Genomic DNA, 12,889 nt, shown 5'->3' on the forward strand with positions numbered 1-12,889 from the left:
GTCGTCGAAGGCGCGGACGGCCGGCGGCTCGTCGGCGCGCTGGATGGAGGAGACCTGGAGCTGCTCCTCGGGCGGCAGCAGGCTCGCGAACAGAGCGGTGATCTCGGGCGTCGAGCGGTAGCTCGTCATGAGGCGGCATTCCTCCACCTGCCCGCGGGCGGCTTGGAACACCTCGCGCACCTCGTCGAACGAGGCCGTGTCGGGCGCGATGGCCTGGTTCGGGTCGCCCAGCAGCAGGAAGTGCGCGCGGCGGAAGTAGCGCGCGAGCACGGCCAGCTGGGCGGCGGTGTAGTCCTGCACCTCGTCCACCATCACGTACTTCGCGTCGGGGTTGCCCAGCCCCGTGAGCGCCATCTTCAGGTAGAGCCACTCGAGCGGCGCAAGGCCGTCGGTTCCGAGGAGGCGCATGCCGATGCGGTCGATGCGCAGCCAGTTGTCGTTCTCCACGGCGGCGAAGGCGTCGGCGTAGCGGTCGGTGAGGTAGCGCAGGGCGAGCGCGCGCTCCTCCTGCTCGTCGGCGGGCGCGATGAGCTCGCCGAAGATGCGCAGCTGCTCGTCGGCCTCGAGGGCCTCCAGCTCGTCGAGCGCCTCGTCGGTGCCGGCCATCTGCTTGAGGCGGCTCTCCAGGCGCGCGTGCAGCTCCTCGCGCATGAGCGTGATGCGGTGCGGGCCGGCGGGGATGCGGCCGAGCTTGTCGGCGAGCTTGCGGATCTGGTCGGCGGCGATCAGGCGCTTCTCGTCCACGCGGACGTCCTTGAAGTCGTTCGCGTCGAACTCGAACGATTCGACGGTCCGGTCGATGCGGGCGAGCGCGGCGAGCGGCACGTCCACGCGGCCGCTGCCCCGGTCGGGCGGCAGCAGACGGCGCGCGAACTCATTCCAGGTGAGGCTTTCCGGGTTGCGCTCGCCCAGGTCGGGGAGCACGCTTGCGATATAGTGGCTGAACACCGGGTTCGGCGAGATGAGGAAGACCTCGCTCGCATCGAGGCTGCCGCGCTGCTGGTAGAAGAGGTAGGCGATGCGCTGCAGGAGCACCGACGTCTTGCCGCTGCCCGCGATGCCGCTCACCAGCAGCACCGGCACGTCCTCGTGGCGCACGACGGTGTTCTGCTCCTTTTGGATGGTGGCCGTGATGGCCTTCATCTGCGCGGTACGCTGCTTCGAGAGCGACGCCAGGAGGAGCGAGTCCTGGATGGCGACCGTGGTGTCGAAGTAGGCGTTCAGGCGGTCTTCCTCGATGTCGAACTGGCGGCGCAGCTTGAGGTCGGCTTCGATGGTGCGGCCGTCGGCCACGTACGAGGTGCGGCCGTTGTCCTGGTTGTAGTAGGTCTCGGCCACGGGCGAGCGCCAGTCCACCACGAGGCGGCGGTAGTTCTCGTCCGAGATGCCGGCCGTGCCGATGTAGAGCTCCTTGGGCTCCTGCCCGGGCTTGAACTGCAGGGCGACTTTGGCGAAGTAGGGCTGCTTGAGCAAAAGCTCCACCTTGGCGAGCTCGGCCGCATCGGCGTCCTGCGCCAGGTTGTACCCGTCGATCACGCGGTTCATGGCCGCGAAGTCCGCGTAGGTCTCCATCGCGTCGGCGTAGGTGGCGAAGTTGGGCGCGAGCTCCTCCGCCATCGCCTTCTTGTCGGCCGCCGCCTCGCGCTGCGCGCGCTCCATCTTGCGCACGAGGGCGCGCCCGATCTGCTGGAGCTTCGCGTAGGTGTGCGCGAGGTGGCTTTGCTCCTGGTCGAAGACGGGGTCGGCGCTGTCGTCGGGTGTGGGGGCGGGTTCGGTCGGCACGGGTTCTCCTTGCAGCACGCATCGGTCAAGTCGAAAAGTTCGCCGAAACATTCTACCGGATTCCCACGCGCGAGTGGCCGTTGTCAGCGATTCGTGGAGGAGGGGTGGCCGCCGGTCAGATCAAAATGCCGTCGCAGTGGTCGATCTCGTGCTGGATGATCTGCGCGGTGAAGCCGGTGAACGTTTGCTCGCGCGGTTGGAAGCCCCGGTCCTCGAAGCGCACCTTGATGGTGCGGTAGCGCGTTGTGCGGCGGCTGCCGGGGAGGGACAGGCAGCCCTCCTCGGCCTCGTACGTGCCCGAGCGGCCGACGATCTCCGGGTTGAACATGACGCGCGGGGTGCCCTCGTCGTCGAAGACGATGATGCGCTTGGCCGTGCCGATCATGTTGGCCGCCATGCCGACGCACTCGTGGGCGTGCGCCGCGAGCGTGTCGAGCAGGTCCTGCGCCGTCTGGGCGTCGGCCGCCGTGGCGGGCGACGAGGGCAGCAAGAGAAACATCCGGTTCGTCATGATGGGCTTGATCATGGTCAAAGCCTCCTGTCGTGTTTCGGGCACACGGCGAAGCTTGAGCTATGTCAGCTCGCTCCACCATGGTTCGTGTGCAATGTCCCTGACTTCCGGCAACGAAGGAAAATCAACGCCAAGGGTCTTCGCCATTTTCTTGAGAGCCACGCGGAATATGCCCGCCATCGTGGCTGCGTTGAAATATGGCTGTCCGTAGTGAATACTTGCTTCTTGGGTTGCCCTATCGAGATGGTCGTTGAAAAGCTTTTGTGCCAAAGGAGAATCCACGGGGATTCCTGCAGATTCCAATATGGCCTCCGCCTCTTCCAGTGCGCTGTGCCTATATATGAAGCGGTATTCCTTCATTCCGACGATTTTCCAAAACGTGCCATAGTATGAAACACCGTAAGCTTTCAGCCAGTCCCACATGATTTCCGGGTCGTTGACGTTTGGTCCTTCTGCATGGCATCGGTGGCAGAGAAGAACTATGTTCGATGGTTCGTCTTTTCCACCTAGGGCGTGGGGCACAATGTGACATCGCTCCAGGTTTCTCTTGCAGCCACACCTCCAACAGTGAGTTTCAGCTTCGCTCCAGTCGACGCTCAGTCCGCATTCGTTTACGTGTCGCGACCAATAGTCAATCGACTCCTGAACGGTTGTCTTTATGTGTTGTCTATCATTCATGGGGCGATCTTTTCTGGGGGAGCTCTGGTATTTTTGCGCGGATAACACGCCCCCTCATTTCATCAAATTACGTCAATTGAGTGAGAAGGCGAGCGTAGACATTGGCTGATAATTCAGGAGAACAAGGCTTGAAGGGATATCTTGATGCTCGTATCCTTAGACCAGCTTGCCCTTGCAGTGGTCGATCATGTGCTGGATGAGCTCGGCGGTCCAGCCGGTGAAGTCGCGCTTGCGGCTGACGAGGGCGCCGTCCACCAGCTCGTCGTAGACCACCTTGACGCGCTCGTAGCGGGTGACCTTGGACTCTGACTCCAGGGTGAGGCAGCCCTCGACCGTCTTGTACGCGCCGAGCGCCTGCTTCAGAACCGGGTTGTACATGACGTGCGGCTGCTCGTTCTCGTCGTGGTAGACGATGACGGCCTTCGCCACGCCTATCTGGTTGGCCGCCAGGCACGCCGCCTCGTCGAGCGAGGCGAGGGTGTCGAGCAGGTCCTGCGCCACGACGGCGTCCTCGGCGGTGGCGGTCTCGCACGGCTGCGAGAGGATGGCTTCGTCGGTCACGAGTTCTTTGATCATGATGCTCCGTCCGGTTGGATGTTCGGCGGCTGTGGCGCGCGAGCGCCAGGCCGGTTTCGTTAGGGGAGCATTCTATCATGAAGGGGCGCGGGAAAGGGTCGTTGTCGGGTCCTGCCATTAGTCGTTCTCGGATAAAAACGCTCAGCTAGGAATTGACGATAGTCTTAAGCTCTTCGATCGTGTAGACGCCCGAACTCTTCCGATGAATCATGCGATGGCAGTTGGGGCACAAGGGTCTCAGGTCTTCGATTGGGTCGACGCGACGGTCTTGCTTGGTACTCGAAGATCCCCTGCAGGATCGCTTCCGACGTCTCCGACGAGCAGGCCCTGGTGCTGCTTCACACTGCAAACTTCTTCACCCGCTCTTTGACCGTCACCGAGCGCGCTGCCGCCACCAAGGCCCTTGGAATCCAGGTCGAGCAGATGCGCGCCAACGACCCGACGCTCACAGGCATGAGAACCGAGGACGTGAAGGCGCGCATCGTCGAGGAGATGACCGGCCGCAAGGTCAGCGGCAAGACCATCAAGCGCGAGGAGGCGCTGGCCGAGAAGGTCGCAGGGCTCATCCCGGAATGGCGCGACGCCGCCGACTCGGGCGAGCTGTCCGCCAAGGCCGTCGGCGCCTTGGCCGAAGCCGACGAGGCAACGCAGAGAGCCGCGTTCAACAAATGGGCAGAGTCGCCGAAGTCCAAGGCGGCGACCACCGAGCTGGTCGCCTCGATGAAGGCCTCCGAACCCGCCGCCGACAAGCGGCTCGCAAGCGCCGAGAAGGCGCTCAGCCGCTTCGTCGCGAGCCTTCCGCGAAACCCTTCTGCGGCGGATTCGGAGGCGATTTTCCGCATCGCCGAGCTGGCCCGCCAGGCCGGCGACGCGGTGCGAGGGTTCGCCGATGCCCATGGGGCTCGGCAGAACCCGTCAGATTCGAATCGTAGCAAGTAACTCATTGCGTATTACAACGCAATGAACTTGGCCAGAGGCGGGGCTGGGCGCTTCCACCCCCGGATGGGAACATCATCCGGGAAACCCTCCCCGACCTCCGGCATGCAGAAGCGGCAAGACGGCTTTCACCGCCGCCGCTTCCTTCACGGGGGATCCCCCGTGGCCCCTACAAGACGCAAGGAGAAAACGATGGGCGAATACACGCGCACCGTGAGCTGCCGCATGACCGAGGGGGACAGGCAGCTCCTGGACAAGAGAGCGGAGGCCTTGGAGCTCGCAAACTCCGAGGCGATCCGTGCCCTCCTCAGGCTTCCCATAGCGGATCCCGACGAGCTAGACGCCTTCGACCGAGGGAGCCGCGTCGTCGTGATCGACGCGAAAATCATGGGGCGCATCAACCGCGAATTGATTCGCTGGGGGCGCCACTACAACCAAGCCGTTCGGGCCTTGAACACCATCGCCATGTTCGTCAGGAACAAGGGCGGCATCGACCCGCAAGTGGCCAAGGAGCAGCTGACGAAGGCGGCAGACGAGCTCGAGCTCGTTCAGGGCTCCGTTGAGGAGATCAAGGACATGGTCCACGACGTCCATGAGTCCGAGAGGTTCTGGCGATAGCCATGCCGATGCTGAAAGCCATCAACGGCCACACTGGCTGCAGCCGCATCGAGGACTACTTGGAGAAGAACGGGAGGGCCTTGATGCGCGACTTCTTCAACCTCTCCTGGGACGAGGTCGAGGACAAGGGACTGGATACCGCTCTTAAGAACGAAGTGGAGTGGGCTCTAGAGATGGACGCATTGCGCCACGACTATGGCAACGACACGCCATGGAAGGGGCAACGCGCCATCGCGTTCCGTCACTACGTGATCTCCCCGGATCCTAGCGACAGCATCGGCCTTGAAGGACTGCGCGAGCTTACGCACGCCTGGGTCAAGAAGCACTTCTCCGACTACCAGGTCGCCGTCATCTACCACGACGACAACAAGCAGAGAATCCCGCACGCCCACGTTGTGGTGAACAACACGAACCTGGCTACGGGAAGGCGCCTGCACATCCCGAACGCGCTGGACATGAACCGGAGCCTCCAAGAGATTGCAAAGGAGAAGGGGCTGAGCGCGTTCTCCAACGAGATGCCGAAGGGCAGGATGGGACAGAGCGACCCGAGAAACCCTCCCCGACCCCAAACCAGGCAAGCGATCTACATCAACCATTCGGAACGCGGCTTGCTCGACGCCGGCGCATATTCCTGGGTGAGCGACATCCGCAACCGAGTGTCGGTCGCGAAGGTGCTGTCGCGAAACGAGGGAGAGTTCATGAGGATCCTGGAGCTCATGGAGGTAGAGGTCTCTGAGAACTCAGCGCACGCGCCCCGCGAGGACTGGATTTTTTCCCTGGCCGACCAGCGGTCGAAGAAGGTATCCGGGGAAAGGCTCGGCATGACGTTCGGAAAGATAGCCCTGACGGAGCGGTTCGAGCGCATCGGCTCCTACCATCCGGATGTCGCATCATCCAGGGCAATCCTCTCCATGGCAACCGACGCGGTTGAGCTCAACGACATAGCCGAGCTCGGGAGCCTGGCGAAGACGGTCGAAACAAACGCGCGCTACTCGATCGGCAGCAGCGCCGACTACGGCAGGCGAATCGAGGCCCTGCAAAGGCGAATGGACCGCGAGGAAGAACCAAGAGCCGCATCGAAATGCGCTGAGCGCATCGAGGAGCTGGAGTCGGCTATGGAGTATGCGACAGAGCGCGGGCTGATTCCCGAAAGGACAGCCAGAAACGCCATCAGAAACGGTGGTGCCGAGCGTTGGCAGTACGAGCCCAGGAGCAGGCAGAACGGGTCCCAGAGGGCTGTTCAAAGCGCTTCTGCGGCAAGGCAGCGCGAGAGGGAGAGACAGCAGGGAGGACGAAGCCGATGAAGGTTCAGATCAAGTATCGGAACGGCCGTTTGGATGTGTTCGACACAGATTCCTACACGCCGTCCCAGCCGTTCGGGGACGGCTGCATGCTGGCAAACTACGAGGTTCGCCTCGACCAGCTGGAGGAGGGCTTGTGGCTGCAAGCGCATTTCTACGAAACGGACCCGCGATTCAAGGAAGACCTGGATGATGGCGTGATTCCCGTAGGACGAAGGTCTATGGGCTGGCGCTTCCTGATCGCCGAGACGGGCGAGCTCGACGACATCGAGCAGGTGCTTGTTGACGGTGACCGCGCGCTCGTCCGCATGGGCGATGCCTTGGTCGATGTCATGCGGCTCGACTGCGCGTCGGCGCTGCTTCTGTCCGATGGGGGCGGACCGCCCTTGGCAAGCCAGCTCCAGGGTGTGGTGGAAGCGTTGAGGGCGTCGAACGACGCGATGGACGACGAGTCCGCCGCCAAGCTAGTCGGCGCTTCATGGGAAGCGCTGGCATGGGCCAGGGAGTTGCAGCCGCTGCAACAGGTTGAAATTGAAAGCGAAGAGGAAGATTGGATGGATCATGAAGGTGATTAGGGTGATTTTCAAAGCCATCGGCGGCTTCTGCAGGTGGCTCATCAAGGCCGTGTTCAGGTTCATGTGAGCCGCCTCCCGTGTCGTGGACTGTAGGCATTGCAATCGAAACGTGCCAAAAATATAATGCTTATTACCATATCGGTGATAAAGGTGATAACTATGACACGTTACATACCGCAATGGCTCAGTCCCGTAGTGGAAGCCCTCGAGCTCGACAGGCCCGAGCTGGTCACAATGGCCGAGCTGACGTCCATAGCCGAGCAGTCGGGCGTGGAAGCGCAGGGCTACGCCATCGCAGACAGGCTCAGGAAGCTCGGCTGGCTGCTGGAGACCCCCCAGAGGGGGGTCTGGGAGTTCGCCCCAGCCGAGAGCGCGGGGCCGTACTCGACCGCAGACCCCCTTCTCCCCATGAAGGCGTTCATGCTCTCTCACCCTGGCTGCAAATGCGCGCTGACGATGCAGACGGCGGCTTGGGCGCTCGGGCTTGCCGATAGGGTGCCGGCCTGCATCGAAGTTTCCTTTGAGAAGCGCCCTGCGGTAAAGGTTCCGAGGGAGATATCCCCCTCGGTGTTCGAGAGCACCATCGGCTCTGTCGAGGCAAAGGGCGTCCCCTGCCTTCACCCCGAGTCCATAGTGGTGCACATGGCCCAGAAGCCGAGTGCCGTCAGATCGTGGCAGGGGGCGCTCGAATGGCTTCCCGACGTCGCGTACGAGATGAGAGAGGAGCCATTGCTGGATGAGCTGGCGGGCAGGCCGCAGTCCGTCTGGTCCAGGACGGGCTATCTCGTCTCAGGCATGAGGCCCGATCTTGCCGAGGGGATATCCAGGGGCATCGAAACCGGCTCGAAGGTGAGGTTCGGCCCCCGTGGAAGCGCAATCAGGAACGACGAGAGATGGAAGGTGTCGGACACGCTGCTGCCGTTCGACCCGAGAGAGTTGGAGCGAGTTCTATGAAGACGATAAACATACAGCCAGGTCACATCGCGAGGCACACCCCGAGAAACGCCGGGGCCCAGGGTCGAGAGGCTGCGGTGGTGGATGTGGCGCAGGACCTCCTGCTCCAGCGTCTTCACGACGACGGAGACCTCGACTTCTCGGTATCTGATTTCGACTTGGGCAGGGACGAGGTCGCCGAGGCCTTTGCGAGCGCAGTGGACAGGCTGTCCATAGGACCATTCCGCTACAGCGTGAGGGAGCGCCGCGGAAAGTGGTCCGTCGTGTTCGAGAGCGGCTTCGTCCGAGAGCCGTCCCTTGCGACGAAGCTCGACTTCTCGCCCGCGCCGTGGCTCGAGCCCGTCGAGAGAACGTGGGTCGCCATGCCGATCCACAAGCAGTATGCGGCCCCTCTTCCAGCGATCAAGACGGTCAGGCTTGAGGAGAACATCGCGGAGAAGGTCGCAAGGCTGAACAGGACCACTACGGCGCGCGACATGTACGACCTCGCATGGATCATGGGCAAAGCGCCGTTGGCTAGAAGCCTGGACCTCGACCTCGTCAGGAGGCTCTCGGTCCTCAAAATCTGGGTCGATTCAAACGGGTTGCACAGCGGGTCAATGACCTGGCCGCCAGGTCACGAAAAGTCGGTGTTCGATGTCGAGCGCTGGCTCAGGGAGAGATCGGACGGGGAATTTGACCTTGAGGACATAGGCGCCCTGGCCGTTCCCGCTCCCAGCCCGAAGGAGCTAAGCGAGTCTGTTCGCATCGGGTTCTCGTTCCTGTCGAACCTGACCGATGAAGAGGAAGTCCTGGCAAAGGCGGACAACAGGGACCGATCCCTGGCGATCAGGCTTCTGGAGGGTCTCCCCGGCGGCCGTTTCGTAGGCTCGGGTGCGTACTAGCCTTGGTTTTGCCGAACGGGAGGGATCGACGGGAAAGCGATCGGGCTGGCACCAGGCGATAGGTCCGATATTCTGGGCGGCTGTGGCCTGCAGATGGCTTGTCGAGGCCGTGTTCAGATTCATGTAGCAAGTAACAATTGCAAGGCTCGAATTGTTTGGCCGGTGTCTTCTTTGCTGGACACCGGCCCTTTTCTGAGTGAGGAAAATACGATTGACGCAAATTGGTTTGAAGCGATAATTATCAAAAGCTTATCGGCGAGGTAATGAATGAATGTTTCAGGGACATACGAACAGCTGCTAGGAACCAGGGAAGAAATCACTTCCTCATTGAGGCGCACAACTGGTTGCGACATCACTGACGTTCTTGCGGCAGTTGCATGTGGCTCGATAGGCGGTATGATCGATATCTTTCTCGTTGGTGCTCCGGGCGACGGAAAGCCTCTCGAAACCTGGTCAGGCAACCAGGTTGATAATGCTGTTAAAAAGTTCGCAGGAATATGCGGCTGGGATTCGAGCGATCCCGACAAGGGCACCGTCGCCTACGCTATCGACCACCTCGAAAAAATGTTCAAGGTGAATTACGACCAAAGATATGGCGCCGACGTAGGCGGGTTGTTCGACATGTCGACAATTGACCACCACATGAAATCGTTGGCCCATTCACCAAGCCCTGTAGGTTTGTTTTTCTCTATTCTCAACCAGTTCACTTCGACAGCGAGCTTCGTGTCGGACGGAGAGCTCATTACGGTAAGGACAGACCTTTACGATCCCGTTCACCCAAACGGCAAGGATTCCATCGTTCTTCAAGGTCATACTGTTGAATCGAAATTATTCTGCGGCATCGCGAATTGGATAGGTCATATCATGTCCGACGTTGCCGGCAGCTCTCTCACGCGCAGAAGAGCTGGAGATGGCTCAGGCGTCGTCATCCCATTCTTCGAATTGTTCCAATTCTGCAAATTCGGTGATTTCAATATTGACGGCAAACGGATGGATGTCGCCGAGCTGTCCATCAGGGTTTTCCAAGACGGCTATGACGCTAGGTTCGCACTTAGCATGGGCATTCCGGTTGTCGTTACCGACCTAAGCATTAAGCTCGTCTGGGCGCTGAAAAGGCATTTCGGCAAGGGCGAACCTTTCAGAAACTGCATTCCTTCTTCTAGGCATGACGACTTGAGGACAATGCTGCTTGTCGGATACTCTGCCTTCTGCCTGATTGATGGAGCCGATGCCTTTGCGCGGTCTGGCGGCGGAATGAACGCAGCGTTGTTTGCCGAGCGACTCAACTACTTGGCTTGGCTGCGTCTCGCGAGCTTGGTCGTTCGCGAAGTCGCAATCCGAACCAGCCCAGAGCGCGAAGTGGCTATTATGAAGGAAATCAACGCTGCGCTCGAAAGTTATCTAGAAGAGCTTAGAGCCATTGATGTCGACGCCTTCAATCGAGAATCGGCAACTTGGAGCGTTTCGTCGGAAAAAATCGAGCACGCGTCCTCTGAATCCGAGCTTAACGCAATCTTGCTAGACGAGTATGAAAGGCTTGGAATTCCAAAACCCTGGAAAGGCTCGTTTGACAAGCATATGGCCGACAAAACCGCGTTCTTGGTTTTTGAGTAGTGGGAGAATCTGATGCCTGTTCCTGTATTTGTTATAGCCGGAGCGGCGATTGCGGGTGCCTTCGGTGCCTGCAATGCCGTCTATGGCGGTTTAAAGATTAAAGACGCAAAAGGGAAAGAGAAGACAGCTAAAGCCATTCACCAGGAGTCGATGGAGTACTTCGAAGCCATGGGCAAGAGAGCCAATGCATCTATGGATGCACTCGGACTAGCAGAACTTGAGACAATACAGGGTTTCGAGGGATTCTCAGACGTTATCGAGTTGATTCAAAATCGCCCTCAGTTCGCTGAACTTGAACTCAATGACTTCGACCTTCCGGATTTTGACTCGGATGAGTTTAAAAAGTTATTTATCGGCGCAAAGGCGCTTCTGGGTGGATTAAGCAGCGCGGCAGCTGGCGTTGCAGGCGGAGTTGCCGCATCTGGCGCAACTACGGCGATTGTCGCTGCCGTAGGGACGGCATCTACGGGAACCGCCATCTCGACATTAAGTGGCGCGGCTGCCACAAATGCTATTCTCGCAGCCCTTGGAGGGGGGTCCCTTGCCGCTGGGGGTGGCGGAATGGCCTTGGGTACGGTAGTCCTGAGCTCTGCCGCTGGAGGCGCGGCTCTTCTTGTCGGCGGAATCGTCGTCAATGTCATGGGTCATAAGATCGCGAAGGATGCTGAAGAGTTCGAAAAGCAGATCGCCCAGGAAAAGGCGAACGTTGATGAAGCGTGCGTCCTTCTTGAGGAAATTGCTGCGATTGCAGATGCTTACTGCCGCGCTCTTGCAATCGTGAAGCAACTTTACGACGAAAAGCTTCAACAACTTAAAGCGATTGTTGTTGGGCAGCATAAGACGGATTGGAACAGATTCGATGAGGAAGAAAGGGTCCTTGTTCAAAACGTTGTGCTGTTAGTGGGAATGCTTTATTCGATGTGCAAGGTGAACCTTGTTATCGACGATGACGGTGACGGCATCACGGACAGGGTGAACACCTCGGAAGTCCAAGCCCAGCTGCAGAAATCATCCGAGCTTATTGAGGCTATCTAAGCAGACGAGGAGGGCAAATCGTCCTCCTCATTTTTTAGTCGGCCATTTCGATTGCGCAGTAAACGAGCGTCCTCTCGTTTCCCCATGTCGAGTAGCTGCAGGTGCAGAGCGTAACGACGTTCTCGACTGAGTCGAAGTCGAATCCGGCAGAGCTCAAGTTACGGTCGGATGCGGCCGTGACGCTTGCCAGCCATGTGGCGTGGTCTAAGGCTGTGTCAAACTCGAGCCTCGCGGTCTCGCGGTTGGCGTTGACCCTGTCTACCGCCAGGACGGTCAAGCTAGCCTTCTCAGTTGGGGTCTGGATCTGTATCGGCGTGTGCTCGTCCAGGTAGGCGACGTCTATGAAGCCGCCGAGCTTGGAGAACATGGTCCCGTCCTGCAGATGGTGGCCGAACACCAGCGCGTTAGGGCTGTGCAGGAGGCCTCCCTCCGCGCATTCCCAAGTCAGGTACGGAGCGCCGTGACACGACGCGCGCAGCGCGCCCGCGCAGGCCCGTGCGATGTCGGGCTGATTCATGGTGTACACGTGCAGGCCGTCCGCGCCGTGCTGCTGCAGGTCCGTCAGCTGGGCGCATGCGTACTCGATGCCCGCCGCGCGCAGCGAGCCCGGGTCGTCCTCGTACTTGGCCAGAAGCTTGATGATGGGCGATGGCAGCGAGGCTCCGCACATGAACACCATGCGCTGGATCTGCGCCTTCCCCAGAAACGGCATGACGCCGCACGCGATGGGCACGGCGATGCCCGCCGCGTCGGCCGCCTCGCGGAAACGGTAGTAGTACGAGTTGTCGAAGAACAGCTGCGTGACGAAGAAGCACGCGCCCGCGTCCTGCTTCTGCTTGAGGTGCGCCACCGATGCGCGGAAGTCCGTGCATTCGATGTGCCCTTCGGGATACGCCGCCGCCCCCACGCAGAATCCCTCGTCTGCCAGGCGCATGACCAGGTCCTTCGCGAAACGGAACGGCCCTTCCGCCGCCGGCGCGTCGGCCGTGCGGTCGCCGCGCAGCGCGAGCACGCTGGCTATTCCCTTGCGCTTCAGGTCGTCGATGGCGCGCGAGATGGACTCCTCCGTGGCGCCCAGGCAGGTGAGGTGCGCCACCGTGGGGATGTCGAAGTCGTCGTGGATCATGGCGGCCACGTCGGCCGTGGCCTGCCGATTGCCGCTGCCGCCCGCCGAGTACGTCACGCTCACGAAATCGGGCAGCAGGTCGGCCAGCTCGGCCGCCACCTCGTGCGCCGTCTCGAGCGTGAGATCGCCCTTCGGCGGGAATATCTCGAACGAGACCGGCTGGCGGCCCGCCGCACGGGCGGCCGCGTATATGTCTGCAACGCTTCTCATGGGGGTCATTATACGGAAGCGCCCGGGCCGCGGCAAACCCGCGCAGCCCGGGCGCGCCGGAAGGGGCGTTATCGGCGGCGCCGGCCCCG

At 60.8% G+C, this 12,889-nt stretch carries 13 protein-coding genes; 8 read left to right on the top strand and 5 right to left on the bottom strand.

From position 1 onward, the window contains the following. From GPA_RS03225 to GPA_RS03240, 4 genes are all read right to left on the bottom strand, one after another. A partial coding sequence (locus tag GPA_RS03225) for a UvrD-helicase domain-containing protein (RefSeq protein ID WP_231847554.1) occupies positions 1-1,782 on the bottom strand: 1,782 nt, incomplete at its 3' end. A gap of 115 nt (positions 1,783-1,897) precedes the next feature. Beyond that, positions 1,898-2,308 (bottom strand): peptide deformylase, encoded by a 411-nt coding sequence (locus GPA_RS03230; RefSeq protein WP_015538914.1) that lies wholly within the window; start codon positions 2,306-2,308, stop codon positions 1,898-1,900. 45 nt (positions 2,309-2,353) lie between these two features. Further along, positions 2,354-2,971 carry an HNH endonuclease gene (locus tag GPA_RS03235; RefSeq protein ID WP_083808884.1) on the bottom strand — a complete coding sequence of 206 codons (618 nt, stop codon included), beginning with the start codon at positions 2,969-2,971 and terminating at the stop codon, positions 2,354-2,356. A gap of 156 nt (positions 2,972-3,127) precedes the next feature. Next, entirely contained in the window at positions 3,128-3,547 is a 420-nt protein-coding gene (locus GPA_RS03240) for a peptide deformylase (RefSeq protein ID WP_015538916.1), read from the bottom strand. 249 nt (positions 3,548-3,796) lie between these two features. Between GPA_RS03240 and GPA_RS03245 the strand changes: the two genes are divergently transcribed. The 8 genes from GPA_RS03245 to GPA_RS03280 all read left to right on the top strand — a co-directional run bounded on the left by GPA_RS03245 (position 3,797) and on the right by GPA_RS03280 (position 11,464). Further along, positions 3,797-4,486: a chromosome partitioning protein ParB gene (locus GPA_RS03245; protein ID WP_181813824.1), complete on the top strand. Its 690-nt coding sequence runs from the start codon at positions 3,797-3,799 to the stop codon at positions 4,484-4,486. A 189-nt stretch (positions 4,487-4,675) separates the two neighbouring features. Continuing rightward, the gene (locus GPA_RS03250; RefSeq protein WP_041238928.1) at positions 4,676-5,101 is read left to right on the top strand and encodes a hypothetical protein; all 426 of its coding nucleotides are present in this window, start codon (positions 4,676-4,678) and stop codon (positions 5,099-5,101) included. 2 nt (positions 5,102-5,103) lie between these two features. Next, on the top strand, positions 5,104-6,405 hold the full coding sequence (locus tag GPA_RS03255) for a relaxase/mobilization nuclease domain-containing protein (RefSeq protein WP_015538918.1): 1,302 nt from the start codon (positions 5,104-5,106) through the stop codon (positions 6,403-6,405). Then, positions 6,402-6,977: a hypothetical protein gene (locus GPA_RS03260; RefSeq protein ID WP_015538919.1), complete on the top strand. Its 576-nt coding sequence runs from the start codon at positions 6,402-6,404 to the stop codon at positions 6,975-6,977. The genes GPA_RS03255 and GPA_RS03260 overlap by 4 nt, the downstream gene beginning before the upstream one ends. Before the next feature lie 123 nt (positions 6,978-7,100). Then, on the top strand, positions 7,101-7,931 hold the full coding sequence (locus GPA_RS03265) for a type IV toxin-antitoxin system AbiEi family antitoxin (protein ID WP_015538920.1): 831 nt from the start codon (positions 7,101-7,103) through the stop codon (positions 7,929-7,931). Continuing rightward, positions 7,928-8,815 (top strand): nucleotidyl transferase AbiEii/AbiGii toxin family protein, encoded by an 888-nt coding sequence (locus GPA_RS03270; protein WP_015538921.1) that lies wholly within the window; start codon positions 7,928-7,930, stop codon positions 8,813-8,815. Before GPA_RS03265 ends, GPA_RS03270 begins: the two co-directional genes overlap by 4 nt. A gap of 267 nt (positions 8,816-9,082) precedes the next feature. Then, positions 9,083-10,429, top strand: coding sequence for a hypothetical protein (locus GPA_RS03275; protein ID WP_147274532.1), 1,347 nt, complete (start codon positions 9,083-9,085; stop codon positions 10,427-10,429). A 12-nt stretch (positions 10,430-10,441) separates the two neighbouring features. Further along, positions 10,442-11,464: a hypothetical protein gene (locus GPA_RS03280; RefSeq protein WP_015538923.1), complete on the top strand. Its 1,023-nt coding sequence runs from the start codon at positions 10,442-10,444 to the stop codon at positions 11,462-11,464. Between the two features lie 34 nt (positions 11,465-11,498). On the opposite strand, the gene GPA_RS03285 is transcribed toward GPA_RS03280, so the two are convergent. Continuing rightward, positions 11,499-12,800, bottom strand: coding sequence for a methylenetetrahydrofolate reductase (locus GPA_RS03285; RefSeq protein ID WP_083808890.1), 1,302 nt, complete (start codon positions 12,798-12,800; stop codon positions 11,499-11,501). Positions 12,801-12,889: the final 89 nt, after the last annotated feature.

This window comes from Gordonibacter pamelaeae 7-10-1-b, from assembly GCF_000210055.1.
GTDB classification, from domain to species: Bacteria; Actinomycetota; Coriobacteriia; order Coriobacteriales; family Eggerthellaceae; genus Gordonibacter; species Gordonibacter pamelaeae.

Bases quoted from the DNA above. Each gene is read 5' to 3' on its own strand.
- GPA_RS03275 (WP_147274532.1), top strand. From the start codon at position 9,083: ATGAATGTTTCAGGGACATACGAACAGCTGCTAGGAACCAGGGAAGAA.
- GPA_RS03265 (WP_015538920.1), top strand. From the start codon at position 7,101: ATGCTTATTACCATATCGGTGATAAAGGTGATAACTATGACACGTTAC.
- GPA_RS03240 (WP_015538916.1), bottom strand. From the start codon at position 3,547: ATGATCAAAGAACTCGTGACCGACGAAGCCATCCTCTCGCAGCCGTGC.
- GPA_RS03230 (WP_015538914.1), bottom strand. From the start codon at position 2,308: ATGATCAAGCCCATCATGACGAACCGGATGTTTCTCTTGCTGCCCTCG.
- GPA_RS03235 (WP_083808884.1), bottom strand. From the start codon at position 2,971: ATGAATGATAGACAACACATAAAGACAACCGTTCAGGAGTCGATTGAC.
- GPA_RS03250 (WP_041238928.1), top strand. From the start codon at position 4,676: ATGGGCGAATACACGCGCACCGTGAGCTGCCGCATGACCGAGGGGGAC.
- GPA_RS03270 (WP_015538921.1), top strand. From the start codon at position 7,928: ATGAAGACGATAAACATACAGCCAGGTCACATCGCGAGGCACACCCCG.
- GPA_RS03255 (WP_015538918.1), top strand. From the start codon at position 5,104: ATGCCGATGCTGAAAGCCATCAACGGCCACACTGGCTGCAGCCGCATC.
- GPA_RS03280 (WP_015538923.1), top strand. From the start codon at position 10,442: ATGCCTGTTCCTGTATTTGTTATAGCCGGAGCGGCGATTGCGGGTGCC.
- GPA_RS03285 (WP_083808890.1), bottom strand. From the start codon at position 12,800: ATGAGAAGCGTTGCAGACATATACGCGGCCGCCCGTGCGGCGGGCCGC.
- GPA_RS03260 (WP_015538919.1), top strand. From the start codon at position 6,402: ATGAAGGTTCAGATCAAGTATCGGAACGGCCGTTTGGATGTGTTCGAC.